This window comes from Mycobacterium arosiense ATCC BAA-1401 = DSM 45069 (assembly GCF_002086125.1).
Classification (GTDB): Bacteria; Actinomycetota; Actinomycetes; order Mycobacteriales; family Mycobacteriaceae; genus Mycobacterium; species Mycobacterium arosiense.
Genome location: NZ_MVHG01000002.1, coordinates 60,714 through 84,798, shown reverse-complemented (window position 1 = coordinate 84,798; position 24,085 = coordinate 60,714). Strand labels below are relative to the sequence as shown.

Here is a 24,085-nt window from a genome sequence, read left to right as displayed (position 1 = left end):
CTGACCACGTCATGCTGCGGATCGGGCTGACCGGTGGCATCGGCGCCGGCAAGTCGGCGCTGTCGTCCGCCTTCGCGCGCTGCGGTGCCGTCATCGTCGACGGCGACGTCATCGCGCGTGAGGTGGTCCAGCCCGGAACCGAAGGCCTGGCCGCACTGGTCGAGGCGTTCGGCAGCGACATCCTGCTCGCCGATGGATCGCTGGATCGTCCGGCGTTGGCCGCCAAGGCTTTTCGCGACGACGAGGCACGCAAGACGCTGAACGGGATTGTCCACCCCCTGGTGGGCAATCGCCGTTCGGAGATCATCGCGTCGGTGCCCGAGGATTCCGTTGTGGTCGAGGACATTCCGCTACTGGTGGAATCCGGGATGGCTGCGCTGTTCCCGCTCGTCGTCATCGTGTACGCCGATGTCGAGGTGCGGCTGCGGCGGCTGGTCGACCAGCGCGGCATGGCCGAGGAAGACGCGCGCGCGAGGATCGCCGCGCAGGCCAGCGACGAGCAGCGCCGCGCGGTCGCCGACATCTGGCTGGACAACTCGGGCACTCCCGAAGAGTTGGCACGGCACGCCCAGGATGTGTGGGACCACCGCATCGTCCCATTCGCGCACAACCTGAGCGCGCACCGGATCGCCCGGGCCCCGGCCCGGTTGGTGCCGCCCGACCCGAATTGGTCCGACCAGGCGCAGCGAATCGTGAACCGCCTGAAGACCAGCTGCGGTCACCGGGCCGTGCGTGTCGATCACATCGGCTCGACCGCCGTGCCGGACTTCCCGGCCAAGGACGTCATCGACGTGCAGATCACCGTCGAATCCCTTGCCGTCGCCGACGAACTCGTCGAACCGTTGCTGGCCGCCGGGTACCCACGGATCGAGCGCATCGCCGAAGACGTCGCCAAGCCCGACGCCCGCAGCACCGTGGACCGCTACGACCGACAGGACGATCCGGCCCTGTGGGCCAAGCGAATTCACGCGTCGGCTGATCCCGGCCGGCCCACCAATGTGCATATCCGGGTGGACGGCTGGCCCAATCAGCAGTTCGCCCTGCTCTTCGTGGAGTGGCTGAGGGCCAATCCCGACGCCCGCGCCGACTATCTCGACGTCAAGCGGGCCGCCGAGCACGGCGGTGGCGAAGACACGGCCGCCTATGTCGAGTTCAAGGAGCCGTGGTTCCTCGACGCCTACCGGCGTTCCTGGGATTGGGCCGACTCGACGGACTGGAAACCCTGACGCGCGCCTAGGGCAGGGGTGCGCCGCACTGCAGCGCCCCGTTGTTGGGGTCGGCACTCCCTGCGACCGGCCTGACCATCTGGTCGGTCTGGACGAAAACGTTGTCGTCCACGTCGATTTCGCAGTGCACGTTCGCCGCATACGGGAAGCGCAGCACTATGCGCATGCCGGCTTGCTGCGGGTCGGGCAACACGGTGTCGGCCTCGAACGCGTTGCCGGGCATCGAGCTCAGCCCGGCCGTGTTCGTCTGACCGCCGTTGATCACGAAGGTGGCCTGGCTCCCGGTCGTGACGCCGTCGATCCTGGCCCGATAGGTGATGTTGTGCAGATCCGCCCGTGCCGTTGCCGGATTCAGAACGGCGATGGCGGTCACGGCGGCGATCGGCAACAGCCGGCGGCCTTTGCAGCTCATAGCCGCTGACATTACAGCCAGCCCGATCGGGCGGCCAGATCGTTTGCCCTAGGGCTGGCAGTGCGGACACCACAGCGTCGCGCGGCCACCTACCCGGGCGCGTTTGAGCCGGGTGCCACAGCGTGGGCAGTGCGGGTCCGGTTCGTCACGCACGCCGGTCAGCCAGCGGGGCAGGCCCGGCACCCGGCCATGCCGCACCGCGGTCCGCAGCACCTGCGTCATCGCGCGGTGCAGGGCCTTCACGTCATCGCCGTCCAGCTCCGTAATCGGAAGGGTGGGCCGGACTTTGGCCCGCCAACAGATCTCGTCGGTCAGCAGATTGCCGAGCCCGGCGATCACCGACTGGTCCATCAGCGCGGGCTTCAGCTGCCGTGATCGTGCCGATCGCGAGGCCAGCGCGTCGCGGAACTCGCGCAGTGCCAGCCCCAGCGCATCGGGGCCCTGTGCACCGGTGACGTGCGCAATGTCGTCAGGATCGTCGGCCAGCCACACCCCGCGCAGCTTGCGCAGGTCGGCATAGCGCAGTTCGCCTCGATCGAGCGACACCACCAGCCGCTCATACTTTTCCGGCTCGGCGCCGGACTCGGCGTAGTACGGGCGTCCGGTCATGCCACTGTGGATCAGCAGCGTCGGGCCGTCGGTCGGCAGTATCAGCCATTTGCCCTGCCGGCGCGGCGCACCGAAGCGGTGCCCGGCCAGTCGCCGGGCGAGCGCGGCGGCGGGGGCGTTACGCAAGACGCCGGGGTCGCGGACGTCTACGCGTTCGATCCTGCGGCGGGGCAGAGTTTTGGCGAGCTCGCGCCGGAAACCTTCGACATCCGGCAGTTCAGGCACGAAGTTTCGCCAATCGTTCGAGGGGGCCGGTCAGCGAGCGCGCGTGGCGGAACATGCCTGCCCACGGGTCACCGTGTGCGGCGAGGCGTCGGGGAACATCGCGGATGCTGAACCGATCCGCCCGCAGACCGCGCGCGTCCAGTTCGTCCCACCGCAGCGGGGTGGCCACCGGCGCCCCGGCGCGGGCCCGCACCGAGTACGGCGCGACGGCGGTCTGCGCGTAGGCGTTGCGCATGACGTCCAGGTAGATGCGACCATCGCGCTTGTCTTTGCGGGCCTGGACGGTGCGGTGCGCGTCGTCCTCGGCGGCGACGACTTCGGCGACGTCCCGGGCGAATTGCCGCACCGTATCGAAGTCGGCCTCGGCGCGTAAGGGCACCACCACGTGCAGCCCGCGAGATCCGGTGGTCTGCAGGTAGCGCGCCAGCCCCAGGTCATCGAGCACGTCGGCCACCGTGCGAGCGGTCGCCCGCACCACCGCGAAATCGGCGTCAGACGGGTCGAGATCGAAGACCAACCGGTCGGGATTGTGCAAGTTGGATTGCCGCGACTGCCAAACATGTAGGGTTATGCAATTTTGGTTGGCCAACCAGCGCAGCGCTTCCGGGCGTTCGGCCAGCGGATGCACCAGTGTGCCGCCCTCTTTTCCGACCTCGACCGCGCTCATCCAATCGGGGAGCGTATCGGCGAAATCCTGCTGCACGAAACCCTTTTCGCCGATGCCGCGCGGGAACCGCTGCACGGTCAGCGCCCGGCCCTTCAGGTGCGACAGCATAACGTCGGCGACCTGGCCGTAGTAGTCGGCCAGGTCCTGCTTGGTGATCCCGTCGTCGGGGAACATCACGCGGTCCGGGTGGGTGATCTCCACCTCAACGCGGGGCATCAGCGTGTCTCCCTGACCACTTCGGTGGCATCCTTATCGGTGCGCATACCGAGATAGCGTGGGTGGCGGAGCTTTCCGTCGCGGGTCCACTCGGTGAATCCGATCTCGACCACCATCTCGGGGCGAACCCAATGGGCGCCGGCTTCGCGCACCGAGCCCCGTACGAACGGCGATGCGTCTTGCGCGAGCGCGGACAGCCGCTCGTGCAAGCGGTGCAGCGTGGCGTCGTCGAAACCGGTGCCCACCTTGCCGGCATAGCGCAAGTCATCGCCCTGGTAGTACCCCAGCAGCAACGCGCCTAACTCCACTCGGCTGCCCTTCGGGCCGGTGTAGCCACCCACCACGAATTCCTGGTCGCGCACGCATTTGAACTTCAGCCAAGCCCGCGAGCGCCCGCTCTCGTAGGTCGAGCCGGCCAGTTTGGCGATCACCCCTTCGTCGCCGCGCCCACACGCCGCCTGGTAGGCGGCGATACCGTCCTCGACCCGGTGCTGGGCGTAGCGCAGCGGGTCAGCGAAATCGATTGCCTTGCGCAGCAACCTCTTACGCCACAGCAGTGGCACCTCCACGGTGGATTTTCCGTCAAGATGCAGCAGGTCGAAAACATAGTAGAAAACACGCACCGGGGACGCGCGGGCCAGCTCGGGGTCGGTGATGCCCAGCCGGCCCTGCAACCGGGCGAAGCTGGTCCGGCGGCCCTGGAACGCCACCACCTCGCCGTCCAGGACGAAGCGAGTGGCGCGCTGGGCCGCGAGCGCATCGACCAACTCCGGGTAGGTTCCGTTGAGCGGCTGACGATTTCGCGACAACAGCCGTATCCGATCGCCGTCGCGAAACGCCAGGCAACGCATGCCGTCGAACTTGCGCTCGAATATCCAGTGCGGATCGCAGAACCGATCCTCGGTGAGGGTGGCCAGGGTCGGCGCCCGCCAGTCCGGCACGGGCTCGTCGTGCAGGGCCGCGCGCACCGCGGCAGGCAGTCCGGCGAAGTCCGTCACGACAGCTCCTCCGGCGAGCCGGCGCGCCCGCGCCAGGTCAACTCCATGCCATGCTGTCCCAGCCAGCGGGATAGGTCATAGCCGTGGCGGGCCAGCCCGTCGATGCCGGCCACCGCGCGCCGCACCGCGCGGGCGGCGACCTCGGGGGTCAGCAACCCGTGGCGGACGGCGTCCAGCAGCTCGTCGACGTCGGTGAGTTCCGCCCTGACGCCGGTGCGGACCTCGATGTCCAGGTAGTGATCTTCGGAACGCCACGCCGTGGGGCCGGGAAGATATTCGCCCACATCCAGGTAGTAATCGAGGTCGCGTTCATGCCCGGGATTGAAGTGAAACACCGTGGCGCGCAATCCCAACGACGGCAGCAGCCACGACTCGAGGTAATGAAACTGCGCGCGGCCCGGAGTGGGCCGGGCGATGTAGAGGCCCCACGGGTGCACGGCATACTCGTCGACGGTCCGCACGATGCCCTTGGGGTCGGTGTTCGTGCGGGCCACCAAGTCGAACGTCTCGTGCTTCGGCGGGTGAATGGTGTCACCCTACCGCCGCGGGGCGATCGGCTACCGTCGCAACCGGATTTTCCATCGCACGAAGCCGGCGTAGAAGATCGACAGCGCGGCCAGCATGCCCATGTCGAGCAGCCAGACCTTCGGCGTGTGCTGCCAGAACCGGTCCTGGGACAGCAGGGTGTCGGGCACCAGGTGACGCAGATCCACCGTCGACGAGGCCGCGGCGTAGCCCCAGCGTGCCGGCATGGCCCACGACAGCTGGTTCAAACCGGGGCGGCCGGTCACCGGCACCATTCCGCCGCACAGCACCAACTGCGCCATCACCGCCACCACGAACAGCGGCATGATCTGCTCGCTGGAGCGCACCAGCGACGAAATCGCCAGGCCCAGAATGGCCGAGGCGACGCACGTCGCCGCGACGGTGGCGAACAATTCGACGGTGGCCCCGACGGTCGAGTGGCCGAACAGCACCGTGCCGCGCGTCGGGGCGCTCTTGCCGATCACCACGATCGCGGTGACGATCGCCGACTGCAGTATCGCGAACCCGCAGAACACCGCGCTCTTGGCAAGCAGGTAGGCGGTGGTCGACAAACCCACCGCCTGCTCGCGCTGGAAGATGGCGCGTTCGCCCACCAGGTCGCGAATTGTCAGAGCGGTGCCCATGAATGCCGCCGCCGGCATCAGCAGGGCCAGTATCTGCGCGGCTTCGTCGGGTGTCCCCGCGTTCGGCGCGGGAAGGTGAAATCCGTTGCTGCCCGGCACCGTCAGCGACAGCGAGCCCAAAATGAACGGCAGCAGGGCCAGGAAGACGAAGTAGGCGCGGTCGGCGATCACCAGGCGGACCTGACGCCGGGCGATCGTCGAAATTTGGCGGCGCACGCTGGTGTGAACCGGCTCCCCGAGGCTGCTCGGCTCGTCAGTCTTGTCCGGCAGGTACCGCTGCGGCCGTTTCTGGGCCTCGCTGCGCTCCACGAATCGACGGTTGGCTTCTTCGGGGTCGGCGCCGACCTGGGTGAAGATTTTCGCCCAGTTGGTGGTGCCCATCGCCCCACCGATCTGGTCGGGCGCGCCGCAGTAGGCCGTCTTGCCGCCCGGGGCCATCAGCAGCACCTGGTCGCAGACGTCGAGGTAGGACAGCGAGTGCGTCACCACCAGCACCACCCGGCCGGCATCGGCCAACTGGCGCAGCATGGTCATGACCTGCAAGTCCAGCGCGGGATCCAGCCCCGAGGTCGGCTCGTCGAGGATCAGCAGTGACGGCCCGGTCAGCAGCTCGAGCGCCACCGAGGCGCGTTTGCGCTGCCCGCCCGATAGCTTCTCGACGCGGGTGTCGGCGTGCTTGGTCAGGTCGAGTTCCTCGAGTACCTGGGCGACGACCTTCGCGCGGTCCGCCTTGCTGGTGTCGGGCGGCAGCCGCAGCTCGGCGGCGTAGCCCAGCGCCTGGTTGATGGTCAGCTGGCGATGCACCACGTCGTCTTGCGGAACAATGCCGATCCTGCTGCGCAGGGATGCGTACTCGGCGTGAATGTTGTGTCCCTCGAACGTAACCGAGCCCGACGTCGGGGTGGTGTAACCGGCGATCAGCCTTGCCAGCGTGCTCTTCCCGGCGCCCGAACCGCCGATCACGGCGGTCAGCGTCCCGGGTCGCGCGGTCAGCGAGATGTCGTCCAGCAACTGCTTGCCGTTGTCGACGGCGTAGGTGACGTCGCGCACCTCGAGGCCGCCGGTGCGGGTGCCGGCGTCACCGCGTTCGGTCAGGGTGCCGTCGCGGAACACCAGGTCGACGTTGCCGATGGTGACGATGTCGTCCTCGGACAGGATGGCCGAGCCGACCCGGGTGCCGTTGACGAACGTTCCGTTGACGCTGTTGTCGCGGATCTCGGTGCCCAGCTGGGTGGGCACCAGGGTGGCGTGCTGACGGGACACCAACACATCGGAGACGACGATGTCGTTCTCGGCGGCGCGGCCGATCGTCATGGCGCCGACGGTGCCCGCGGCCGAGGACGCGCGCGGCGAGAGCAGTTTCACAAAACGCGTCGCCAGGTTCGACACGTCGGCCGTCTTGGCGTCGATCACGGTGAATTCCGCTGCGGGCGTTACGGATGGCTGTCGTGGAGCCTCGGTTTCGCCCGCCGCGGGCGGCGCGACCTGCAGCCTTGCCGGTGAGCCCGGGTCGATGACGGTCCGCTCCTCGGGCGGGACGCCGCGCGGCGCCGGTGGCGGTAATACGCGGGGCGGTGGCGCCTGGCGGGGCGGCACCGTCGGCTGATGCGGGGGTGCGCTCGGCGGCCTCGCCGGCTGCCGGGGTGGGACCGGGCGCGACGGCGCACCCGGCGGCCCGCCGCGGGCCGAGCCCCTGTTCTGGCCGCCGGGCCGGCCTTGCGGGGGCCGCGGCGGATGCGTCGGATTCGTTTGCTCGGCAAGCGCATTCCACCCCAGCGTCGGCGGCCCGGAGTCGTGACTCGGCCTGGTCCGTGGCGGCAGGCCGGCATGGCCCTGCTGTGGCCCGATGGCAAAGGTCAGGCGCGGCCCCTGCGGGTTTCCGATGTGAATGCTCTGCCCGTCGTGGATGTCGACCACCGGCATCCGGTAGCCATTGAGGTAGGTCCCGTTCAGCGAGCCGTTGTCGATTGCCAGCCACCGGCCCTGATCGAACCGCAGGATCAGATGCGCGCGGGAAATCCGCGGATCGGCGATGCGCACGTCGGCCTGCGCGTCGCGCCCGACGACCACTTCGTGGCCGGCCGCGAAGGATCGTTGGGACCCGTCATGCCGGATTGTCAGGATGGGCGGGGCGGGTCGAGTCACCACTCAAGTATCGACCAGCATCGGCAGTGCGCTCTATTGGAGCCAGCTGTGACTTCCCTTTGTCTCGATTCGGCCACTCATAGCCCTTTCATAGCTTGCTGAGACGAATCGCCTACTGGCGTGCGGCATTATTCGAACAACAGAGGCGAAAGGGAGCGTTGCGTGGGAGCGCGTCGAGCACACCGTTGTGCCGGTACGCAACGAGACCAAGTGGAGGGCCCATTCGCGGTGCGTACGCCCGGAAGGCAGCGACCCGCATCACAGTGCGGCGACACCGGGGGCGGTGCCGGAAAACGGGGGGCATGGCATTGATGAACGAGCACAGGGGAACTACCCGGCGCATCGGCGCCGGGCGACGGCTGGGCCCGCGACAGGCCCGGGAGGCATTGCGCGCGGGCTTTCGCTCGTTGCCCGCCATGCCGATCGGGCAGCTGTTCCGTCGGATACCACCGGTCGATTCCGCCCCCAACGTGGAACCCGCCGTCGCGCAACAGCTCAACGAGTCCAGCGGGCAGCGCCGTGCGGTGGGCAACGGTGCAGCATTCGCCGGCTACACGATTTTGCGGCAGCTCGGTGCCGGCGGCATGGCCGAGGTTTACCTGGCGTTGCATCCCCGGCTGCCGCGCCGCGACGTGATCAAGGTCCTGGCCGAGGCGGTGACCGCCGACCCCGAGTTTCGCGAAAGGTTCAACCGCGAAGCCGATCTCGCCGCGACGCTGTGGCACCCGCACATCGTGGGCGTGCACGACCGGGGTGAATTCAACGGGCACCTGTGGATTTCGATGGACTACGTCGAGGGCACCGACGCCTCCCGGCTGGTCAAGGAGAACCACGCTGAGGGGATGGGAATCCACGAGGTGTGCGCCATCGTGCAAGCGGTGGCGGGCGCGCTCGACTACGCCCACGACCGTGGCCTGCTGCACCGCGACGTCAAGCCGGCCAACATCCTGCTCACCCATCCCGAAGAGGGGGTGCGGCGAATCCTGTTGGCGGACTTCGGCGTCGCGCGCCACCTGGGCGACATCAGCGGGATCACCGAGACCAACGTCGCCGTCGGAACGGTTGCGTACGCCGCACCCGAGCAGCTGACGGGTTCGCCCATCGACGGCCGCGCCGATCAATACGCTTTGGCCGCAACGGCTTTCCACCTTCTCACCGGGGCGCCGCCGTTTCAGCATTCCAACCCGATCGCGGTGATCAGCCAGCATCTGCACGAAAAACCGCCGCGGCTCAGCGATTTCCGCCCCGATCTGGCCCAGCTCGACGACGTGTTCGACCGGGCGCTGGCCAAGCGGCCCGAGGACAGGTTCGAGCGGTGCCGCGCGTTCGCCGCCGCCGTCAGCGAGTCGTTCGGTGCCGTCTCCGGGGCGGGTCGCGGCGTCGCGCCCCGCGCCGACGTAGCCACGGAGCATCAGCGGCGCGGGCCCGGCGGCGTCATTGCCGTTCTGGGGCATCGCTTTTCGGCGAAAACCCGATGGGCGACCGCGCTGGTGTGTGCGGTGCTCATCGCCGTCGCGGCGACCTGGTCGATCCTCTATTCCTTCTCCCCCGACACGCCGCCGAGCAATCCGGCGCTCGCCTCCAAACCCTCCGCGCCCGCCGCCGGCGCCGCACCCACCGCGGGCGGGCCGGCGCTCAACGGGACGTACCGGCTGGCCTACGACCAGGCCAAGCGCACCACCAACGGCATCTCGATCCGGCACGGCGGGGCCGCCACCAGCTGGTGGGCCTTCCGGTCGGTGTGCACCACCAACGGATGCGCGGCCACCGGCACCCAGCTGGACGACGCCAGCCACCAGGTGGCCAACACCACCGATGGCGGACAGACCGACACCCTGCGCTTCGTGGCCGGCTACTGGCAGGGTGCGCCCGTGCAGCAGCGGGTGGGCTGCACTCAGCCCAACGGGCAGGTGCTGGCCACCCAGCAGGAGACCATCGCCTGGTCGCTGGCGCCGCAGGCGGACGGCACGCTGCGCGGCACGGAGACCGAGACCGTGCTGACCAACGAGTGCGGCGCCCAGGGGGCGGTGGTGCGGGTGCCGGTGGTGGCCACCCGGGCGGGCGTTGCGCCCGCGAACGTCGCGCTGGGCGATCCAACCCAGGTCATCAACGCCTCGACCACCGCGTCCGCCCCGGCGCCGCCGGTGCTCGGCGGGCTGTGCAGCGACGTCGGCAAGGTGGCCTACGACCCGACCAACAACGAGCAGATCGTCTGCGAGGGCAGCAGCTGGGCCAAAGCGCCGATCACGATGGGCGTGCACGCCGCGGGCAGCTCCTGCGACCGGCCGGGCACCTCGGTGTTCGCCATGAGCACCTCCAGCGACGGCTACCTGCTGCAATGCGATCCGGTAACCCGGACGTGGACACGTCCGGCCGGGTAGCCAGCGGATGCGCCCGCACGTCTGACAAAGCGCTGCGACACTTGTCGGCGATCGGTTCTACCCTGGTGGCATGGCATTCGCCACGGAACATCCCGTAGTAGCGCATTCGGAATACCGGCCGGCCGAAGAGGCCGTGGAAGGGCTGGTGCGCGTCGGCGGCCACTTCGAGGTGGTCAGCCCGCACGATCCGGCCGGGGACCAGCCGGCCGCCATCGACGAGCTGGAACGCCGGATCAGGGCGGGGGAACGCGACGTCGTGCTGCTCGGCGCTACCGGTACCGGCAAGTCGGCGACCACGGCCTGGCTCATCGAGCGGTTGCAGCGGCCCACCCTGGTGATGGCGCCCAACAAGACGCTGGCCGCGCAGCTGGCCAACGAGCTGCGAGAGATGTTGCCGCACAACGCGGTCGAGTACTTCGTCTCGTACTACGACTACTACCAGCCCGAGGCGTACATCGCGCAGACCGACACCTACATCGAGAAGGACAGCTCCATCAACGACGACGTGGAGCGGCTACGGCACTCTGCGACGTCATCGCTGCTGTCGCGCCGCGACGTGGTCGTGGTCGCCTCGGTGTCCTGCATCTACGGCCTGGGCACCCCGCAGTCATACCTGGACCGCTCGGTGGAGTTGCGCGTGGGCAACGAGGTACCCCGCGACGCGCTGCTGCGGCTGCTGGTCGACGTCCAGTACACCCGCAACGACCTGTCCTTCACCCGCGGCTCGTTCCGGGTGCGCGGCGACACGGTGGAGATCATCCCGTCGTACGAAGAGCTGGCGGTGCGCATCGAGTTCTTCGGCGACGAGATCGAGGCGCTGTACTACCTGCACCCCCTGACGGGCGACGTCATCCGGCAGGTCGACTCCCTGCGGATCTTCCCGGCCACCCACTACGTGGCCGGCCCGGAGCGGATGGCGATGGCGATCTCGACGATCGAAGCGGAGCTGGCCGAGCGGCTGGCCGAGCTGGAGGGCCAGGGCAAGCTGCTCGAGGCGCAGCGGTTGCGGATGCGCACCAACTACGACATCGAGATGATGCGCCAGGTCGGCTTCTGCTCGGGCATCGAGAACTATTCGCGCCACATCGACGGCCGGGGCCCGGGCTCACCGCCGGCCACCCTGCTCGACTACTTCCCGGAAGACTTCCTGCTGGTCATCGACGAATCGCACGTCACCGTGCCGCAGATCGGTGGGATGTACGAGGGCGACATGTCGCGCAAACGCAACCTGGTCGAGTACGGGTTCCGGCTGCCGTCGGCGTGCGACAACCGCCCGCTGACCTGGGAGGAGTTCGCCGACCGGATCGGGCAGACGGTGTATCTGTCGGCCACCCCCGGCCCCTACGAGCTCAGCCAGTCCGGCGGGGAGTTCGTCGAGCAGGTGATCCGGCCCACCGGCCTGGTCGATCCCAAGGTGGTGGTCAAGCCGACCAAGGGCCAGATCGACGACCTGATCGGCGAAATCCGCAAGCGCACCGAGGCGGACCAGCGGGTGCTCGTCACCACGCTCACCAAGAAGATGGCCGAGGACCTCACCGACTACCTGCTCGAAATGGGCATCCGGGTGCGCTACCTGCACTCCGAGGTCGACACGTTGCGCCGCGTGGAGCTGTTGCGTCAGCTGCGGCTGGGCGAGTACGACGTGCTGGTCGGCATCAACCTGCTGCGGGAAGGCCTGGACCTGCCGGAGGTGTCGCTGGTGGCGATCCTGGACGCCGACAAAGAGGGCTTCCTGCGGTCGTCGCGCAGCCTGATTCAGACCATCGGCCGCGCCGCCCGCAACGTCTCCGGCGAGGTGCACATGTACGCCGACACCATCACCGACTCGATGAAAGAGGCCATCGACGAGACCGAACGGCGTCGGGCCAAGCAGATCGCGTACAACGAGGAGCACGGCATCGACCCGCAGCCGCTGCGCAAGAAGATCGCCGACATCCTCGACCAGGTCTACCGCGAGGCCGACGACAGTGAGACCGTGGAGATCGGTGGGTCGGGCCGCAACGCGTCCCGCGGCCGGCGCGCGCAGGGTGAGCCCGGTCGCGCCGTCAGCGCGGGGGTGTTCGAGGGCCGCGACGCGGCCAGCATGCCGCGCGCCGAACTGGCCGACCTGATCAAGGACCTCACCGCGCAGATGATGGCCGCGGCGCGCGACCTGCAATTCGAGCTGGCGGCGCGGTTCCGCGACGAGATCGCCGACCTGAAAAAGGAACTTCGTGGCATGGACGCCGCCGGCCTGAAATGAGTTTGCTGGCAACCGATCTCCGGCTCTTATCGTCGCGCGACCCCATACGGTAGAGGAGTGACCGACGCGGCGACTATCACCGGCGGCTGGCGCGAGCTGCTGGGGCCGAGGTATCTGAGGACTTCTGTCCTGCTGGCCGGTGGGGTAGCGCTCTACGCCACCAATGAGTTCCTGACCACCAGCTTATTGCCCAACACCATCGCAGAAATCGGCGGCAGCAGGCTCTACGCGTGGGTGACGACCCTGTATCTGGTCGGGTCGGTGGTCGCGGCGACGATGGTCAATCCGATGCTGCTGCGCGTCGGCGCGCGGTCGTCATATCTGCTGGGGCTCGTCGTGTTCGGCGCCGCCAGCCTGGCTTGCGCTGCCGCCCCGACGATGCATGTTTTGATTGCTGGGCGGGCCATGCAGGGGGTGGCCGGGGGCTTGCTGGCCGGCCTGGGCTACGCGGTCATCAATTCCGCCCTGCCGCGCCGCTTGTGGACGCGGGGCTCGGCGCTGGTGTCGGCGATGTGGGGGGTCGCGACCGTGGTCGGGCCCACGACGGGCGGCCTGTTCGCGCAGTTCGGCATCTGGCGCTGGGCTTTTGTCGTCATGGCCGTCCTGACCGTGCTGATGGCCCTGCTGGTGCCGGTCGCGCTGGCCCGGGTCAGCCCGCCGACCGGCATCCCGAGGATCAAGGTGCCGGTGTGGTCGCTGCTGATCATCGGCGTGGCCGCACTGGCGGTCAGCGTCGCACAGATTCCGCACGACACCGTCGCGACGTACGGGCTGCTCGCGGCCGGCATCGTGCTGGTCGGCGCGTTCGTGATCGTCGATTGGCGCATGCACGCGGCCATCTTGCCGCCCAGCGTGTTCTCGCCCGGGCCGCTGAAGTGGATCTACCTGACCATGGGCGTGCTGATGGGCGCCGCGATGGTGAACACCTACATGCCGCTGTTCGGGCAGCGGCTGGCCCACCTGACGCCGATCGCTGCCGGATTCCTGGGCGCGGCGCTCGCCCTCGGCTGGACGGTCAGCGAAATCGTCAGCGCATCGCTGGAGAACCCGCGGACCATCGGGTGGGTGGTCATGGTGGCGCCGATGGTGGCCGCGTCCGGACTGGCGTTGGGTGCGGTGGCCCGGCGCGGCGACGGGTCGGCCGGCACCGCCACGCTATGGGCGGTCGCGCTGCTGGTCGCCGGCGTCGGGATCGGGATGGCCTGGCCGCACTTGTCGGCGCGCGCGATGGCGTCCGTCGCTGACCCGGCCGAAGGCGGCGCGGCTTCCGCGGCGATCAACACCGTCCAGCTGACCTCGGCGGCGATCGGTGCCGGGCTGGCGGGCGTCGTCGTCAACACCGCGACCGGCGGCGAGGGGGTGGCCGCACACCTGCTGTTCACGGTGTTCACCGCGTTGAGCGCCGCCGGGGTGGCGGTGTCGTACGCGGCGACGCGCGCGACGCGTCAAGCCCAGCCGGTCGGCACGGGGGGTTGAGCTCGTCCGGGTCGTCGCCGGGGTGAGCGGCGAAATCACCGCGTGGACTTGACAACCTGCGAGTAGTGGAATTGCCACCGCTCGACGATGTGGAAGCCCAGATAACCGGGGAAGCGGTATGCCGGGGCGCGCCCGAATGCGGATCCGGGCGGTAGCGACGGCCCCGCTTGATGGTCCGGCAGCGACTTGTCCTTATTGGTGATCGTCCAGATCGCCGGGCATTTGTTGATTTTGGCGGTCGTCAGCCATACGGCGACGTGCCCGTCCCACAGCGATCCGACCTTCGGCCCGTACACCCCGCGTTCGACGTCGATCAACGACCGGAAGGCCGCCGGGCGGGTGGCCAGCAGCGCACGAATCGGCCCGGGCTTCCACGGCACGGTGTTGTCCACCATCAGACAGTCGCCCGGGGCCGCGTGCGAGCTGATCAGATCGGCCACCTGGCTGTAGTCCCAGCCCTCCTTGGCGTACGGCCAGCGTTGCACGAACAGGTAATTCGGCACGGCGGCGACGGCGAACAACAGCACCGCCCCGGCGATCGGCCAGGGCCGGCGGGCGAGGGTGACGATACAGACGGCCAGGACGACGGCCATCGCGGGCGCGGTGAAGATCAGGTAGCGCGGGTAGTAGATCGGCTCGACGACGGCCGAGTACACGACGACCAGCGCGGTGGGAATCACCATCCACGCCGTTGCGATGATCAGCAACCGGCGCGGTTCGCCGGCCGGGCCCGGCACGCCGGCCAGCCGGGTCGCGATCGCCGCGACGATCAAGACCGCGCTGGCGATGGCGAAGGCCACGCTGTGGTCGAAGTACTGGCGCAGGATGATGTCGAACGCGTAATGCCAGCTGACGGGGTAGATCCAGTTGACCTGCCACACCTGCTTGTGCGCGAACACGATGAATGGCGTCATGGCCGCCACCGCGACGACGCAACAGCCGGTCCACCAGAGCGCCGGAGACCTGCGGGCGCCCTCCGGTGCGAGCAGCGGCAGCATGGCGCCGAACACCGGCACCATCAGCAGCAGGTTGAGGTTGAGCAAGATCGCCAGCATCAACCCCAGCGCATACCAAACCCATCCGCGTGGCCTGTCGCGCCGAACGGCGGCGACGAACAACACCGTCAGCCAGACCGTCGCGGCCACCACGAAGGCGTACGGACGCGCCTCCATGCCCGCCCAGGTGGTGCGCGGCAGGATGCCGAAAACCGCCCCCGCGCATACTGCGACGGGCCGGGTCGAGAACTGTTTGGTGAAGACCGTGACCCCGGCGGCGGCGGCCCCGACGGCCAGCGAGCTTGGGAAACGCGACCAGAACTCGGTGGGCGGGAAGAGGGCGAACCAGCCGTGCATCACCAGGTAGTAGGCCCCGTGGACGGCGTCGATGTGGCTGAGCAACCGCCACAGCTCCGGCAGTGTCCGGCTGGCCGAGGCCGATATCGTCGCCCCCTCGTCGAACCAGAGCGACGGCCGACAGGCCCAGGCGGCGCTGACAACGGTGGCGAACAGGGCGATCGCCCATGGATCCAGCAACCTGCCGCGAGTGCCCCCGGGCCGGGGCTCGGCGCCGACATCCCCGGCGCGCGGCTCGAGGGTGGGCTCGAGGGTGGGCATGGACATGATGCCTGTTACTTTAAGTCGCGGTCGGGCGAACTGGTCGCAAACCGCTTCCGGCGCATTCTTTGTTCGTGCCGACATTGGCGAAAAGGCGCTTAATGCAATGTTTTCGGCGTCGGCCGCGCGCTTTTGATTGTTTTGGCATTGCCGTCATGTCCGTAGGCCCAGCCAGGACCCGCAAATTGCGCCGCGCCGCGCCGCGCGGTGTGGTTAATCCTCCTCCTGCTCATCGGGCAAACGCGCTACTGTCTTGGGTTGGCTGACCAACCAAAACTGGGAGGGTAAATGGGCGCCTATCGGACGGTGGTGGTAGGAACCGATGGCTCGGATTCGTCGATGCGCGCGGTAGAGAAGGCGGCGCAAATTGCCGGGTCGGACGCAAAGCTGATCGTGGCGTCGGCGTATTTGCCCCAACACGAGGACGCCCGGGCGGCCGACGTCCTGCGGGACGAGAGCTACAAGGTTTCGGGGACCGCGCCGATTTACGCGATTCTGCGCGACGCCAAGGACCGCGCCCACGCCGCAGGTGCGACGAACATCGATGAGCGACCCATTGTCGGCGCCCCGGTTGACGCGCTGGTGCACCTCGCCGAGGAGGAGCAGGCCGATCTGCTCGTGGTCGGCAACGTCGGCCTGAGCACCATCGCCGGCCGGCTGCTGGGATCGGTACCGGCCAACGTCTCGCGCCGGGCCAAGACCGACGTGCTGATCGTGCACACCACGTCCTAGCGCCTCAGCGCTGCGCGGGCTACCAGCCGCGCTCGCGCCATTCGGCCAAGTGGGGACGTTCGGCGCCCAGCGCCGTGTCGTCACCGTGACCGGGGTAGATGACGGGCGGCCGCGCTGGGCGGCGACTACAGGGCCACGCTGACGTGCATGCGGGTCATGGACCAGCAGGCCCGCTTCTACGGCCTGTATGGGCGGCATCAGGAATTACTGCATCTTTTTGAGAAATCCCCCGAGTCAGCTTCCAACGCCCCCTAGGACGGCCGCAGGTCGGTCCCGCCTGGCGCGCGATCACAGGTCGGCCAGCAGGGTGGCGGCCGTGCGCAGCGCCTGCGCCACCGCCACCTGGTCGACCGTCGCGGGCCAGCCGTCGAGGACGCAATCGGACCGGGCCCGCAGCGACCGGGCGGGCCTGGGCGAGTTCACGGCCTCGAAGCTGATCGCGGCGGCGACCAGGCGGGCATCTGGCCAGGTCAGCCCGGCTAGGACGCCTTCGATCTGCAGGGCGCCGGCCAGGCCCTGCAGCACGCCCCGGAACGCGGAGCTGCCGGTGGCGGCCTCGCGGCCTCAACGATCAGGTTCAGGGCAGCGGCCTCGGGATCGGCGGGGTTGGCGGGCGGCGTGTACGTGGTGTTCGTCATGCCCATAGTTAACTCGCGCTGACGCGAATCGCCGAGGGGCACAGTATATTTCGCAACCACGCACAGTTTCGCGCATATGCGTCATAGTGTGCGTACGCACAGTTGCGTGGTCACATTGCGTACGGCGCCGCCGCCGCTCAATTCCCCTCAGTTAGTACCGAATTCGGTACTAACGCCGAGCGGCAGACCCTCCCAGATCCTGGGAAATTTCACCACCCGCGTTCGCGCCACTCCGCCAAATGCGGTCTCTCGGCCCCCAGTGTCGTGTCGTCGCCGTGGCCGGGATAGATAATGGTGTCGTCGCCGTACCGGCTGAAGACCCTGGCCTCAAGGTCGCCCATCAGCGATTCGAAATCGCTGGGTTGTGTTGTCCGCCCTGGCCCACCCGGGAACAGGCAATCGCCGGTGAACAACTGGGTGACACCGCCGGTCGCGGGGCCGCCCAGGGCCAGGGCGATCGACCCCGGGGTATGCCCGCGCAGATGGATGACGTCGAAGGTCAGCTCACCGACCTCGACGGTGTCACCGCCCGACAGCAAACGGTCCGGTTTGACCGGCAGCGGCCCCGCGTCGATCTCGTTGGCCGCCGTCGGCGCGCCGGTGGCGGCGGCCACCGCCTCCAGCGCCTGCCAGTGATCGAAGTGCTGGTGGCTGGTCACGATCAGCGACACCTTCGGCGCGTGCTGCCGGATCAGGTCGATCAGGACGTCCGCGTCGTTGGCGGCGTCGATCAACAATGTTTCGCCGGTAGCGGAACAGGTGATCAGATACGCATTGTTGTCCATGGGGCCGACCGAGACCTTTAGGATCGTGGCGCCGGGTAGGGTCCGGCGGGCCGCGGTGCCGGGGTCGACGTGTCCGGTGTAGTTGTCGTCCACTGCAGTCATACCGGTCACGCTACTGGCCAGAACTTGCTTGTCGGTATGGGCACATAGCATGGAATGCGCCGTGCGCAATTCCGGTTCGGATTCCGCACAGCGGCCACGAGAAGTTGCCGAAAGTTTTGAGAGGGGCAGCGTTGGCTGACCGTCTGATCATCAAGGGCGCCCGCGAACACAACCTGCGCGGCGTCGATCTCGACCTGCCCCGCGACGCGCTGATCGTCTTCACCGGCCTGTCGGGTTCGGGGAAATCGTCGCTGGCCTTCGACACGATTTTCGCCGAGGGGCAGCGCCGCTACGTGGAGTCCCTGTCCGCCTACGCCCGCCAGTTCCTGGGCCAGATGGACAAGCCCGACGTCGACTTCATCGAGGGGCTGTCCCCGGCGGTCTCCATCGACCAGAAGTCCACCAACCGCAACCCGCGATCGACCGTCGGCACCATCACCGAGGTGTACGACTACCTGCGGCTGCTCTACGCGCGGGCCGGCACGCCGCACTGCCCGATCTGCGGCGAGCGGATCGCCCGGCAGACTCCCCAGCAAATCGTCGACCAGGTCCTGGCGATGCCCGAGGGCACCCGATTCCTGGTGCTCGCCCCGGTGGTGCGCACCCGCAAGGGCGAATTCGCCGACCTCTTCGAGAAGCTCAACGCGCAGGGTTACAGCCGAGTCCGGGTCGACGGCGTCGTGCACCCGTTGACCGATCCGCCAAAGCTGAAGAAGCAGGAAAAGCACGACATCGAGGTGGTGGTGGACCGCCTTACCGTCAAGGCGTCCGCCAAGCAGCGGCTCACCGATTCGGTGGAGACCGCGCTGAACCTGGCCGACGGCATCGTGGTGCTCGAGTTCGTCGACCACGACCACGACGCGCACAACCGGGAGCAGCGGTTCTCCGAGAAGCTGGCCTGCCCCAACGGGCACGCGCTGGCGGTCGACGACCTGGAACCGCGGTCGTTCTCGTTCAACTCGCCCTACGGCGCCTGCCCCGAGTGCAGCGGCCTGGGCATCCGCAAGGAGGTCGACCCCGACCTGGTGGTGCCCGACCCCGAACGCACCCTGGCCGAGGGCGCCGTGGCGCCGTGGTCCAACGGCCACACCGCGGAGTACTTCACCAGGATGATGGCCGGGCTCGGCGACGAGCTGGGCTTCGACGTCGACACCCCATGGCGCAAGCTGCCGGCCAAGGCGCGCAAGGCGATCCTCGAGGGCTCCGACCACCAGGTGCACGTGCGGTACCGCAACCGGTACGGGCGCACCCGGTCCTACTACGCCGATTTCGAAGGCGTGCTCGCCTTTCTGCAGCGCAAGATGGCGCAGACCGAATCCGAGCAGATGAAGGAACGCTACGAAGGCTTCATGCGTGACGTCCCCTGCCCGGTGTGTGAGGGCACCCGGCTCAAGCCGGAGATCCTGGCCGTGACGCTGGCCGCGGGGGACCGGGGCGCGAAGTCCATCGCCGAGGTCTGCGAACTGTCGATCTCGGACTGCGCGGACTTCCTCCAGCGCCTCACCCTCGGCGTCCGGGAGAAGGCGATCGCCGGGCAGGTGCTCAAGGAAATCCAGTCGCGGCTGGGCTTTTTGCTCGACGTCGGGCTGGAGTATCTGTCGCTGTCGCGCGCCGCGGCCACGCTGTCCGGCGGTGAGGCGCAACGCATTCGGCTGGCCACCCAGATCGGGTCCGGCCTGGTCGGCGTGCTCTACGTGCTCGACGAACCGTCCATCGGGCTGCATCAGCGCGACAACCGCCGGCTCATCGAAACCCTCACCCGGTTAAGGGGTTTGGGCAACACGCTGATCGTCGTCGAGCACGACGAGGACACCATCGCGCACGCCGACTGGATCGTCGACATCGGCCCGCGCGCCGGTGAGCACGGCGGCGAGATCGTGCACAGCGGCACCTACAGCGAGCTTTTGGCGAACAAGGACTCGATCACCGGCGCCTACCTGTCGGGCAGGGAACGCATCGAGATGCCCGCGAAGCGGCGCCCGGTGGACAAGCGGCGGCTCACCGTCGTCGGCGCCCGCGAGCACAACCTGCGCGGCATCGACGTCTCGTTCCCGCTCGGCGTGCTCACCTCGGTGACGGGGGTGTCGGGTTCCGGCAAATCGACTTTGGTCAACGACATCCTGGCGGCGGTGCTGGCCAACCGGCTCAACGGCGCCCGGCAGGTTCCCGGCCGGCACACCCGGGTCACCGGGCTGGACCACCTGGACAAGCTGGTACGGGTGGACCAGTCACCGATCGGCCGCACGCCGCGGTCCAATCCGGCGACCTATACCGGGGTGTTCGACAAGATCCGCAACCTGTTCGCCGCCACCACCGAGGCCAAAGTCCGTGGCTATCAACCGGGCCGGTTCTCGTTCAACGTCAAGGGCGGCCGCTGCGAGGCGTGCACCGGCGACGGCACCATCAAGATCGAGATGAACTTCCTGCCCGACGTGTACGTGCCCTGCGAGGTTTGCCACGGCGCCCGCTACAACCGGGAAACCCTCGAGGTGCATTACAAGGGCAAAACCATCTCCGAAGTGTTGGACATGTCCATCGAGGAAGCGGCGGAGTTCTTCGAGCCCATCACCGGCATCCACCGCTACCTGCACACCCTGGTCGACGTCGGGCTGGGCTACGTGCGGCTCGGCCAGCCGGCGCCGACGCTGTCCGGCGGCGAGGCGCAGCGCGTCAAGCTGGCCGCGGAACTGCAGAAGCGCTCGACCGGGCGCACCGTCTACATCCTCGACGAGCCCACCACGGGCCTGCATTTCGACGACATCCGCAAGCTGCTGAAGGTCATCAACGGCCTTGTCGACAAAGGCAATACGGTCATCGTCATCGAACACAACCTGGACGTGATCAAAACCTCGGACTGGATCGTCGACATGGGGCCGGAAGGCGGCGCCGAGGGCGGAACCGTTGTCGCGGAAGGCACTCCGGAGGATGTCGCGGCGGTGCCGGAAAGCTATACCGGCAAGTTCCTCGCCGAGGTGATCGGTCGTAGCCCGGCGGCAACCAGCGCCCCGCAGCGATCGAACCGCCGTCGCAAAGTCACCGCCTGAGCCCGCGCCTCAACCTTTCTCGGGCTTCACCCCGTCGCGGATCTGGGCCAGCCGCTCGGCCGCGGCGCGCCGTCGCTCCTCGTACTGTTCGGTGACCGTGCGGCCCTCGGGTGATTCCGCGTCCAGTTCCGCGGCGCCTTGCGCCGTGGCGTACCGGGCCTCGATCCGATCGCGCACCGACTCGAAGGTCGGCACACCGGAGTCGTCGTACTTCGGGCCGGGTCCGCCGTCGCCCGAAGTGGTTGGTTCGTCGGCCATGTCGCCACGGTACCGCCGCGAGAGGTCGACATATCGCGTCCGTCGCTCGGAGCGCTGCGGCGGCGAAATCGGGCCGGGGACACGGTGGCAACCCCGCTGTGTCAAACGAATGCAGACAAGTCCGATTTCGCGACTTGATTGGCCGCGGAACGCAACCGTATTCGGCCGTTTATGTCACAATCCCCTTGGTTAATTTGTCGTAAGTCGAATTAACAAACGGCTCAAGACGCGTGCCAAGAATTACTCGGTAGTAAACGCGAATAAGTGGAGGTCACGGATGGAAGCGGCACAACTGGCGAAGATCGCGATTGACTCCCCGCGGTCAAAAACCGGGTTCGGTTGGCGCGACCGTGCGACGGGATGCCGGGTCACCGCGGCCAACCCGCAGGCAGAGCCCGTGTTGTGGAATCAGTACCTGGAAGGCGCATTGGACAGTTATCGGCGGCACGGCCTGGATTGGGTGCTCGACCTGGACCACATTCGGGACGGCGCCGACACGGCATTGTTTTTTGTCGTGCTCGATCCACAAGGACGGGTCGTCGGAGGTACGCGCGTGGTGGGGCCCCTGCGCTCACCGGAAGACTCCCACGCGCTCGAGGAATGGAAAGGCAATCCGGGACTTCCCTTGCTGTGCCATATGATTTCCAACCGGCTTCCGTTTGGCGTCGTGGAGGTGAAAAGCGCGTGGACCAATTCTCGCGAATATGGCAATCGGGCGCTCTCCACGGTGCTGGCCCGTACTGCGCTGCCGATGATGACGCTGATGGGTGTTCAGTTCGTGATGGCCACCGCGGCGGCGCACGTGCTCGAGCAGTGGCAGTCCTCCGGGGGCGTCGTCGCCAACCGCGTAACAGCGGCGGTCTATCCCACCGACGACTACCGAACCAAGGTGATGTGGTGGGATCGCCGCACCGTATCCACACATGCCGAGCCCGGACAATTTAAGCTGATGTGCGCCGAGAACGCCGAAATCCTTAACCGCATCTCGGCGTAGGTTTGCGCGGGTCTACGCCGTTGGGAGTCGGATGGGTCATAGCTACGAGCGCCACGAGGCCGGCGGTGCGGTAATTCTCGCTGACCATCTCACCGCGGATTGCGAAGTACTGGAACGGCTCAGAGCGACCCAGGGTATCGACTTCATCGACGAGTTCGGCCCCGAATCCGCGGGGATCGACTCCGGCGGGCGTTGGGCCTACTATCCCTGGCGCAACGCGGTCGTGCGCATCGCCGGCCCCGACGCGTTCCGTGCTGCCCGGCTCGACCGCAATCGCCACCTCATCACCTCCGCCGAGCAGGAGCGGCTGCAACGCCTGCGCGTGGGCATCGTGGGCCTCAGTTCCGGGCACGCCATCGCGTATTGCTTGGCGGCGCAAGGCCTTTGCGGCGCATTGCGGCTGGCCGACGGTGACACGCTCGAGCTATCCAATCTGAATCGCGTCCCGGCCACGGTGCTCGATCTCGGTCTCAACAAAGCCACCGTGGCCGCACGGCGAATCGCGGAACTCGATCCGTATGTGAGCCTGGAGGTGTTCACTTCCGAGGTGACCGCCGAGCTGGTCGATGAGTTCCTTGACGGCTTGGATGTGCTGGTTGACCAAGCCGATTCGCTGGACATCAAGATGTTGCTGCGCGAGGCGGCCCGCGACCGTGCTATCCCGGTGCTCATGGCCACCAGCGATCGAGGTCTACTCGATGTCGAGCGCTTCGACCTGCAACCGCGGCCAGCGGTGATGCACGGGCTGCTCGGGGAGATGGACACGACGGCCCTGAGCGGGTTGTCGACCCGGGACAAGCTTCCATACCTGTTGCGTCTGCTGGACGCTCGGCAGCTCTCCGCGCGGGGGGCGGCATCGCTGGTCGAGGTCGGACAGACATTGGGCGGGTGGCCCCAGCTCGCCGGCGACATCTGGGTGGGTGCCGCCGCGGTGGCCGAAGCGGTGCGCCGGATCGGGCTGGGCGAGCCGCTGAAGTCCGGACGGGTGCAGATCGACATCGCGGGCGCCCTCGACGGTTTGGCCCAGCCGGTCCCGCGGGACGCCGAGTTCCCGGCAGCGACCGACGGCTTGGCCGACGCCGCCGGCAAGGAGGCAACGTTCCGGATCGCCGAAGTCGTTGCCAGTGCCGCCATTCGCGCGCCGTCCGGCGGCAACGCCCAGCCCTGGCGAATCATCATGGACGACAACTCGTTTCAGCTGCTGCTGGCCGCCGAGGATTCCGCCACTATGGACGTCGAATTTCGGGCCAGCGCGGTTGCTTTGGGCGCGGCAATGTTCAACGCCCGCGTCGCGGCGGCCACGCACGCCGCGCTGGGCCCGGTCGGCTTCCGCGAAGACCACTCGCACACGGCGCTGCACGGCGAGCTGAGGTGGGGCGATGGTGACGACCCCGAACTGGCGCAACACTACCCGGCGGTGCTGGCGCGGCAGACCAATCGCCACCCGGGCCGTGCCGCGCCGGTCCCACCGGCCACAGCCGCCCGGTTGACGGCCGCCGCCGCCGGTGAGGGCGCGCGGCTGCACCTCATCACGGATCGCGACCAGATCACGGCCATTTCAGGCATACTGGCCGAAGCCGACCGCATCCGTTATCTCACCCCCCGGCTGCACGCGGAGATGGTGTCGGAGCTACGTTTTCCGGCTCACCCGTCACCGGAGACAGGAATCGATGTCCGTTGCCTGGAACTGGATGCCAGTGAGCTGGCCGCCCTGGAACTCGTTCGGCGTCCCGACGTCATGGTCGAGTTGGCGCGCTGGGATGCCGGTGGGGTGCTCGGTGATGTCACTCGGCAACGGGTCATGGCCAGCGCCGCATTGGCGGTGGTCGTCGTGACGGGTTCCGCGCTCACCGATTACGCCCGTGGGGGCGCTGCGCTTCAGGCCTTCTGGGTCGCCGCCGAACAGAGCGGCTTCGGCGTGCACCCGGTGTCACCGGTGTTCCTGTACGCCCACGACGACAACGACTTTCAAACGTTGTCGCCCGCCTTCGCCGCTGAGCTGAAGACGCTGCGCGAGGACTTTCGGGCCCGCGCCGGGCTCGCCGATGACGAACACGAAATCCTCGTGCTGCGCCTGGTTTCCGGTCCGCCGCCGTCGGTGCCGGCCAGGCGTCGTTCGCTGAGCGCCAGTTTGCACGCACCAGGATAGCCCG

Annotated in this window: 18 protein-coding genes and 1 pseudogene; 8 read left to right on the top strand and 11 right to left on the bottom strand. The window is 68.1% G+C overall.

The features are described from left to right. Positions 1-11: 11 nt before the first annotated feature. The gene (gene coaE, locus BST14_RS01330) at positions 12-1,226 is read left to right on the top strand and encodes a dephospho-CoA kinase (RefSeq protein WP_083062794.1); all 1,215 of its coding nucleotides are present in this window, start codon (positions 12-14) and stop codon (positions 1,224-1,226) included. 7 nt (positions 1,227-1,233) lie between these two features. Here the strand turns inward: coaE and BST14_RS01325 are convergent, their stop codons facing one another. The 6 genes from BST14_RS01325 to BST14_RS01300 form a co-directional block, all read right to left on the bottom strand. Continuing rightward, on the bottom strand, positions 1,234-1,638 hold the full coding sequence (locus BST14_RS01325; protein ID WP_083062793.1) for a hypothetical protein: 405 nt from the start codon (positions 1,636-1,638) through the stop codon (positions 1,234-1,236). 48 nt (positions 1,639-1,686) lie between these two features. Then, positions 1,687-2,472, bottom strand: coding sequence for an Fpg/Nei family DNA glycosylase (locus BST14_RS01320; RefSeq protein ID WP_083062792.1), 786 nt, complete (start codon positions 2,470-2,472; stop codon positions 1,687-1,689). After that, the gene (ligD, locus tag BST14_RS01315) at positions 2,465-3,355 is read right to left on the bottom strand and encodes a non-homologous end-joining DNA ligase (RefSeq protein ID WP_083062791.1); all 891 of its coding nucleotides are present in this window, start codon (positions 3,353-3,355) and stop codon (positions 2,465-2,467) included. Before ligD (BST14_RS01315) ends, BST14_RS01320 begins: the two co-directional genes overlap by 8 nt. Then, positions 3,355-4,353 (bottom strand): non-homologous end-joining DNA ligase, encoded by a 999-nt coding sequence (gene ligD / locus BST14_RS01310; RefSeq protein ID WP_083062790.1) that lies wholly within the window; start codon positions 4,351-4,353, stop codon positions 3,355-3,357. Before ligD (BST14_RS01310) ends, ligD (BST14_RS01315) begins: the two co-directional genes overlap by 1 nt. Continuing rightward, on the bottom strand, positions 4,350-4,814 hold the full coding sequence (locus BST14_RS01305) for a ribonuclease FAU-1 family protein (RefSeq protein ID WP_083062889.1): 465 nt from the start codon (positions 4,812-4,814) through the stop codon (positions 4,350-4,352). Before BST14_RS01305 ends, ligD (BST14_RS01310) begins: the two co-directional genes overlap by 4 nt. 96 nt (positions 4,815-4,910) lie before the next feature. Further along, positions 4,911-7,670, bottom strand: coding sequence for an FHA domain-containing protein (locus tag BST14_RS01300; RefSeq protein WP_211280631.1), 2,760 nt, complete (start codon positions 7,668-7,670; stop codon positions 4,911-4,913). A gap of 308 nt (positions 7,671-7,978) precedes the next feature. Between BST14_RS01300 and BST14_RS01295 the strand changes: the two genes are divergently transcribed. From BST14_RS01295 to BST14_RS01285, 3 genes are all read left to right on the top strand, one after another. After that, entirely contained in the window at positions 7,979-10,048 is a 2,070-nt protein-coding gene (locus BST14_RS01295; RefSeq protein WP_083062887.1) for a serine/threonine-protein kinase, read from the top strand. A 70-nt stretch (positions 10,049-10,118) separates the two neighbouring features. Beyond that, positions 10,119-12,290, top strand: coding sequence for an excinuclease ABC subunit UvrB (uvrB, locus tag BST14_RS01290; RefSeq protein WP_083062789.1), 2,172 nt, complete (start codon positions 10,119-10,121; stop codon positions 12,288-12,290). A 57-nt stretch (positions 12,291-12,347) separates the two neighbouring features. Beyond that, the gene (locus BST14_RS01285) at positions 12,348-13,766 is read left to right on the top strand and encodes an MFS transporter (protein WP_083062788.1); all 1,419 of its coding nucleotides are present in this window, start codon (positions 12,348-12,350) and stop codon (positions 13,764-13,766) included. A gap of 35 nt (positions 13,767-13,801) precedes the next feature. Here the strand turns inward: BST14_RS01285 and BST14_RS01280 are convergent, their stop codons facing one another. Then, positions 13,802-15,385, bottom strand: coding sequence for a mannosyltransferase (locus BST14_RS01280; RefSeq protein ID WP_083062787.1), 1,584 nt, complete (start codon positions 15,383-15,385; stop codon positions 13,802-13,804). A gap of 282 nt (positions 15,386-15,667) precedes the next feature. On the opposite strand from BST14_RS01280, the gene BST14_RS01270 reads away from it, so the two are divergent. Beyond that, positions 15,668-16,111, top strand: a complete 444-nt coding sequence (locus tag BST14_RS01270) for a universal stress protein (RefSeq protein ID WP_083062786.1) — start codon at positions 15,668-15,670, stop codon at positions 16,109-16,111. A 19-nt stretch (positions 16,112-16,130) separates the two neighbouring features. On the opposite strand, the pseudogene BST14_RS01265 reads toward BST14_RS01270, so the two are convergent. From BST14_RS01265 to BST14_RS01255, 3 genes and pseudogenes are all read right to left on the bottom strand, one after another. After that, positions 16,131-16,214 (bottom strand): annotated as a pseudogene (locus BST14_RS01265) (MBL fold metallo-hydrolase); the annotation flags it as partial. Between the two features lie 185 nt (positions 16,215-16,399). After that, positions 16,400-16,636, bottom strand: a complete 237-nt coding sequence (locus BST14_RS01260; RefSeq protein ID WP_245845259.1) for a hypothetical protein — start codon at positions 16,634-16,636, stop codon at positions 16,400-16,402. Positions 16,637-16,958: 322 nt separating this feature from the next. Next, positions 16,959-17,636 (bottom strand): MBL fold metallo-hydrolase, encoded by a 678-nt coding sequence (locus tag BST14_RS01255; protein ID WP_083062785.1) that lies wholly within the window; start codon positions 17,634-17,636, stop codon positions 16,959-16,961. Between the two features lie 131 nt (positions 17,637-17,767). Here BST14_RS01255 and uvrA point away from each other — a divergent pair, with 131 nt between their 5' ends. Then, a complete protein-coding gene (gene uvrA, locus BST14_RS01250; protein ID WP_083062784.1) occupies positions 17,768-20,680 on the top strand; it encodes an excinuclease ABC subunit UvrA in 2,913 nt (970 codons plus the stop codon). 9 nt (positions 20,681-20,689) lie between these two features. Here the strand turns inward: uvrA and BST14_RS01245 are convergent, their stop codons facing one another. After that, the gene (locus tag BST14_RS01245) at positions 20,690-20,938 is read right to left on the bottom strand and encodes a hypothetical protein (protein ID WP_083062783.1); all 249 of its coding nucleotides are present in this window, start codon (positions 20,936-20,938) and stop codon (positions 20,690-20,692) included. Positions 20,939-21,215: 277 nt separating this feature from the next. Here BST14_RS01245 and BST14_RS01240 point away from each other — a divergent pair, with 277 nt between their 5' ends. Beyond that, positions 21,216-21,932, top strand: a complete 717-nt coding sequence (locus BST14_RS01240; protein ID WP_083062782.1) for a hypothetical protein — start codon at positions 21,216-21,218, stop codon at positions 21,930-21,932. A 31-nt stretch (positions 21,933-21,963) separates the two neighbouring features. After that, the gene (locus BST14_RS01235) at positions 21,964-24,081 is read left to right on the top strand and encodes an Rv1355c family protein (protein WP_083062781.1); all 2,118 of its coding nucleotides are present in this window, start codon (positions 21,964-21,966) and stop codon (positions 24,079-24,081) included. Positions 24,082-24,085 lie beyond the last annotated feature (4 nt).

What these genes read in the sequence shown, in the direction of transcription:
- coaE (WP_083062794.1), top strand. Translation starts at nt 12, where the DNA reads ATGCTGCGGATCGGGCTGACCGGTGGCATCGGCGCCGGCAAGTCGGCG.
- BST14_RS01325 (WP_083062793.1), bottom strand. Translation starts at nt 1,638, where the DNA reads ATGAGCTGCAAAGGCCGCCGGCTGTTGCCGATCGCCGCCGTGACCGCC.
- ligD (WP_083062791.1), bottom strand. Translation starts at nt 3,355, where the DNA reads ATGCCCCGCGTTGAGGTGGAGATCACCCACCCGGACCGCGTGATGTTC.
- BST14_RS01295 (WP_083062887.1), top strand. Translation starts at nt 7,979, where the DNA reads ATGAACGAGCACAGGGGAACTACCCGGCGCATCGGCGCCGGGCGACGG.
- uvrB (WP_083062789.1), top strand. Translation starts at nt 10,119, where the DNA reads ATGGCATTCGCCACGGAACATCCCGTAGTAGCGCATTCGGAATACCGG.
- BST14_RS01280 (WP_083062787.1), bottom strand. Translation starts at nt 15,385, where the DNA reads ATGTCCATGCCCACCCTCGAGCCCACCCTCGAGCCGCGCGCCGGGGAT.
- BST14_RS01270 (WP_083062786.1), top strand. Translation starts at nt 15,668, where the DNA reads ATGGGCGCCTATCGGACGGTGGTGGTAGGAACCGATGGCTCGGATTCG.
- BST14_RS01255 (WP_083062785.1), bottom strand. Translation starts at nt 17,636, where the DNA reads ATGACTGCAGTGGACGACAACTACACCGGACACGTCGACCCCGGCACC.
- BST14_RS01245 (WP_083062783.1), bottom strand. Translation starts at nt 20,938, where the DNA reads ATGGCCGACGAACCAACCACTTCGGGCGACGGCGGACCCGGCCCGAAG.
- BST14_RS01240 (WP_083062782.1), top strand. Translation starts at nt 21,216, where the DNA reads ATGGAAGCGGCACAACTGGCGAAGATCGCGATTGACTCCCCGCGGTCA.
- BST14_RS01235 (WP_083062781.1), top strand. Translation starts at nt 21,964, where the DNA reads ATGGGTCATAGCTACGAGCGCCACGAGGCCGGCGGTGCGGTAATTCTC.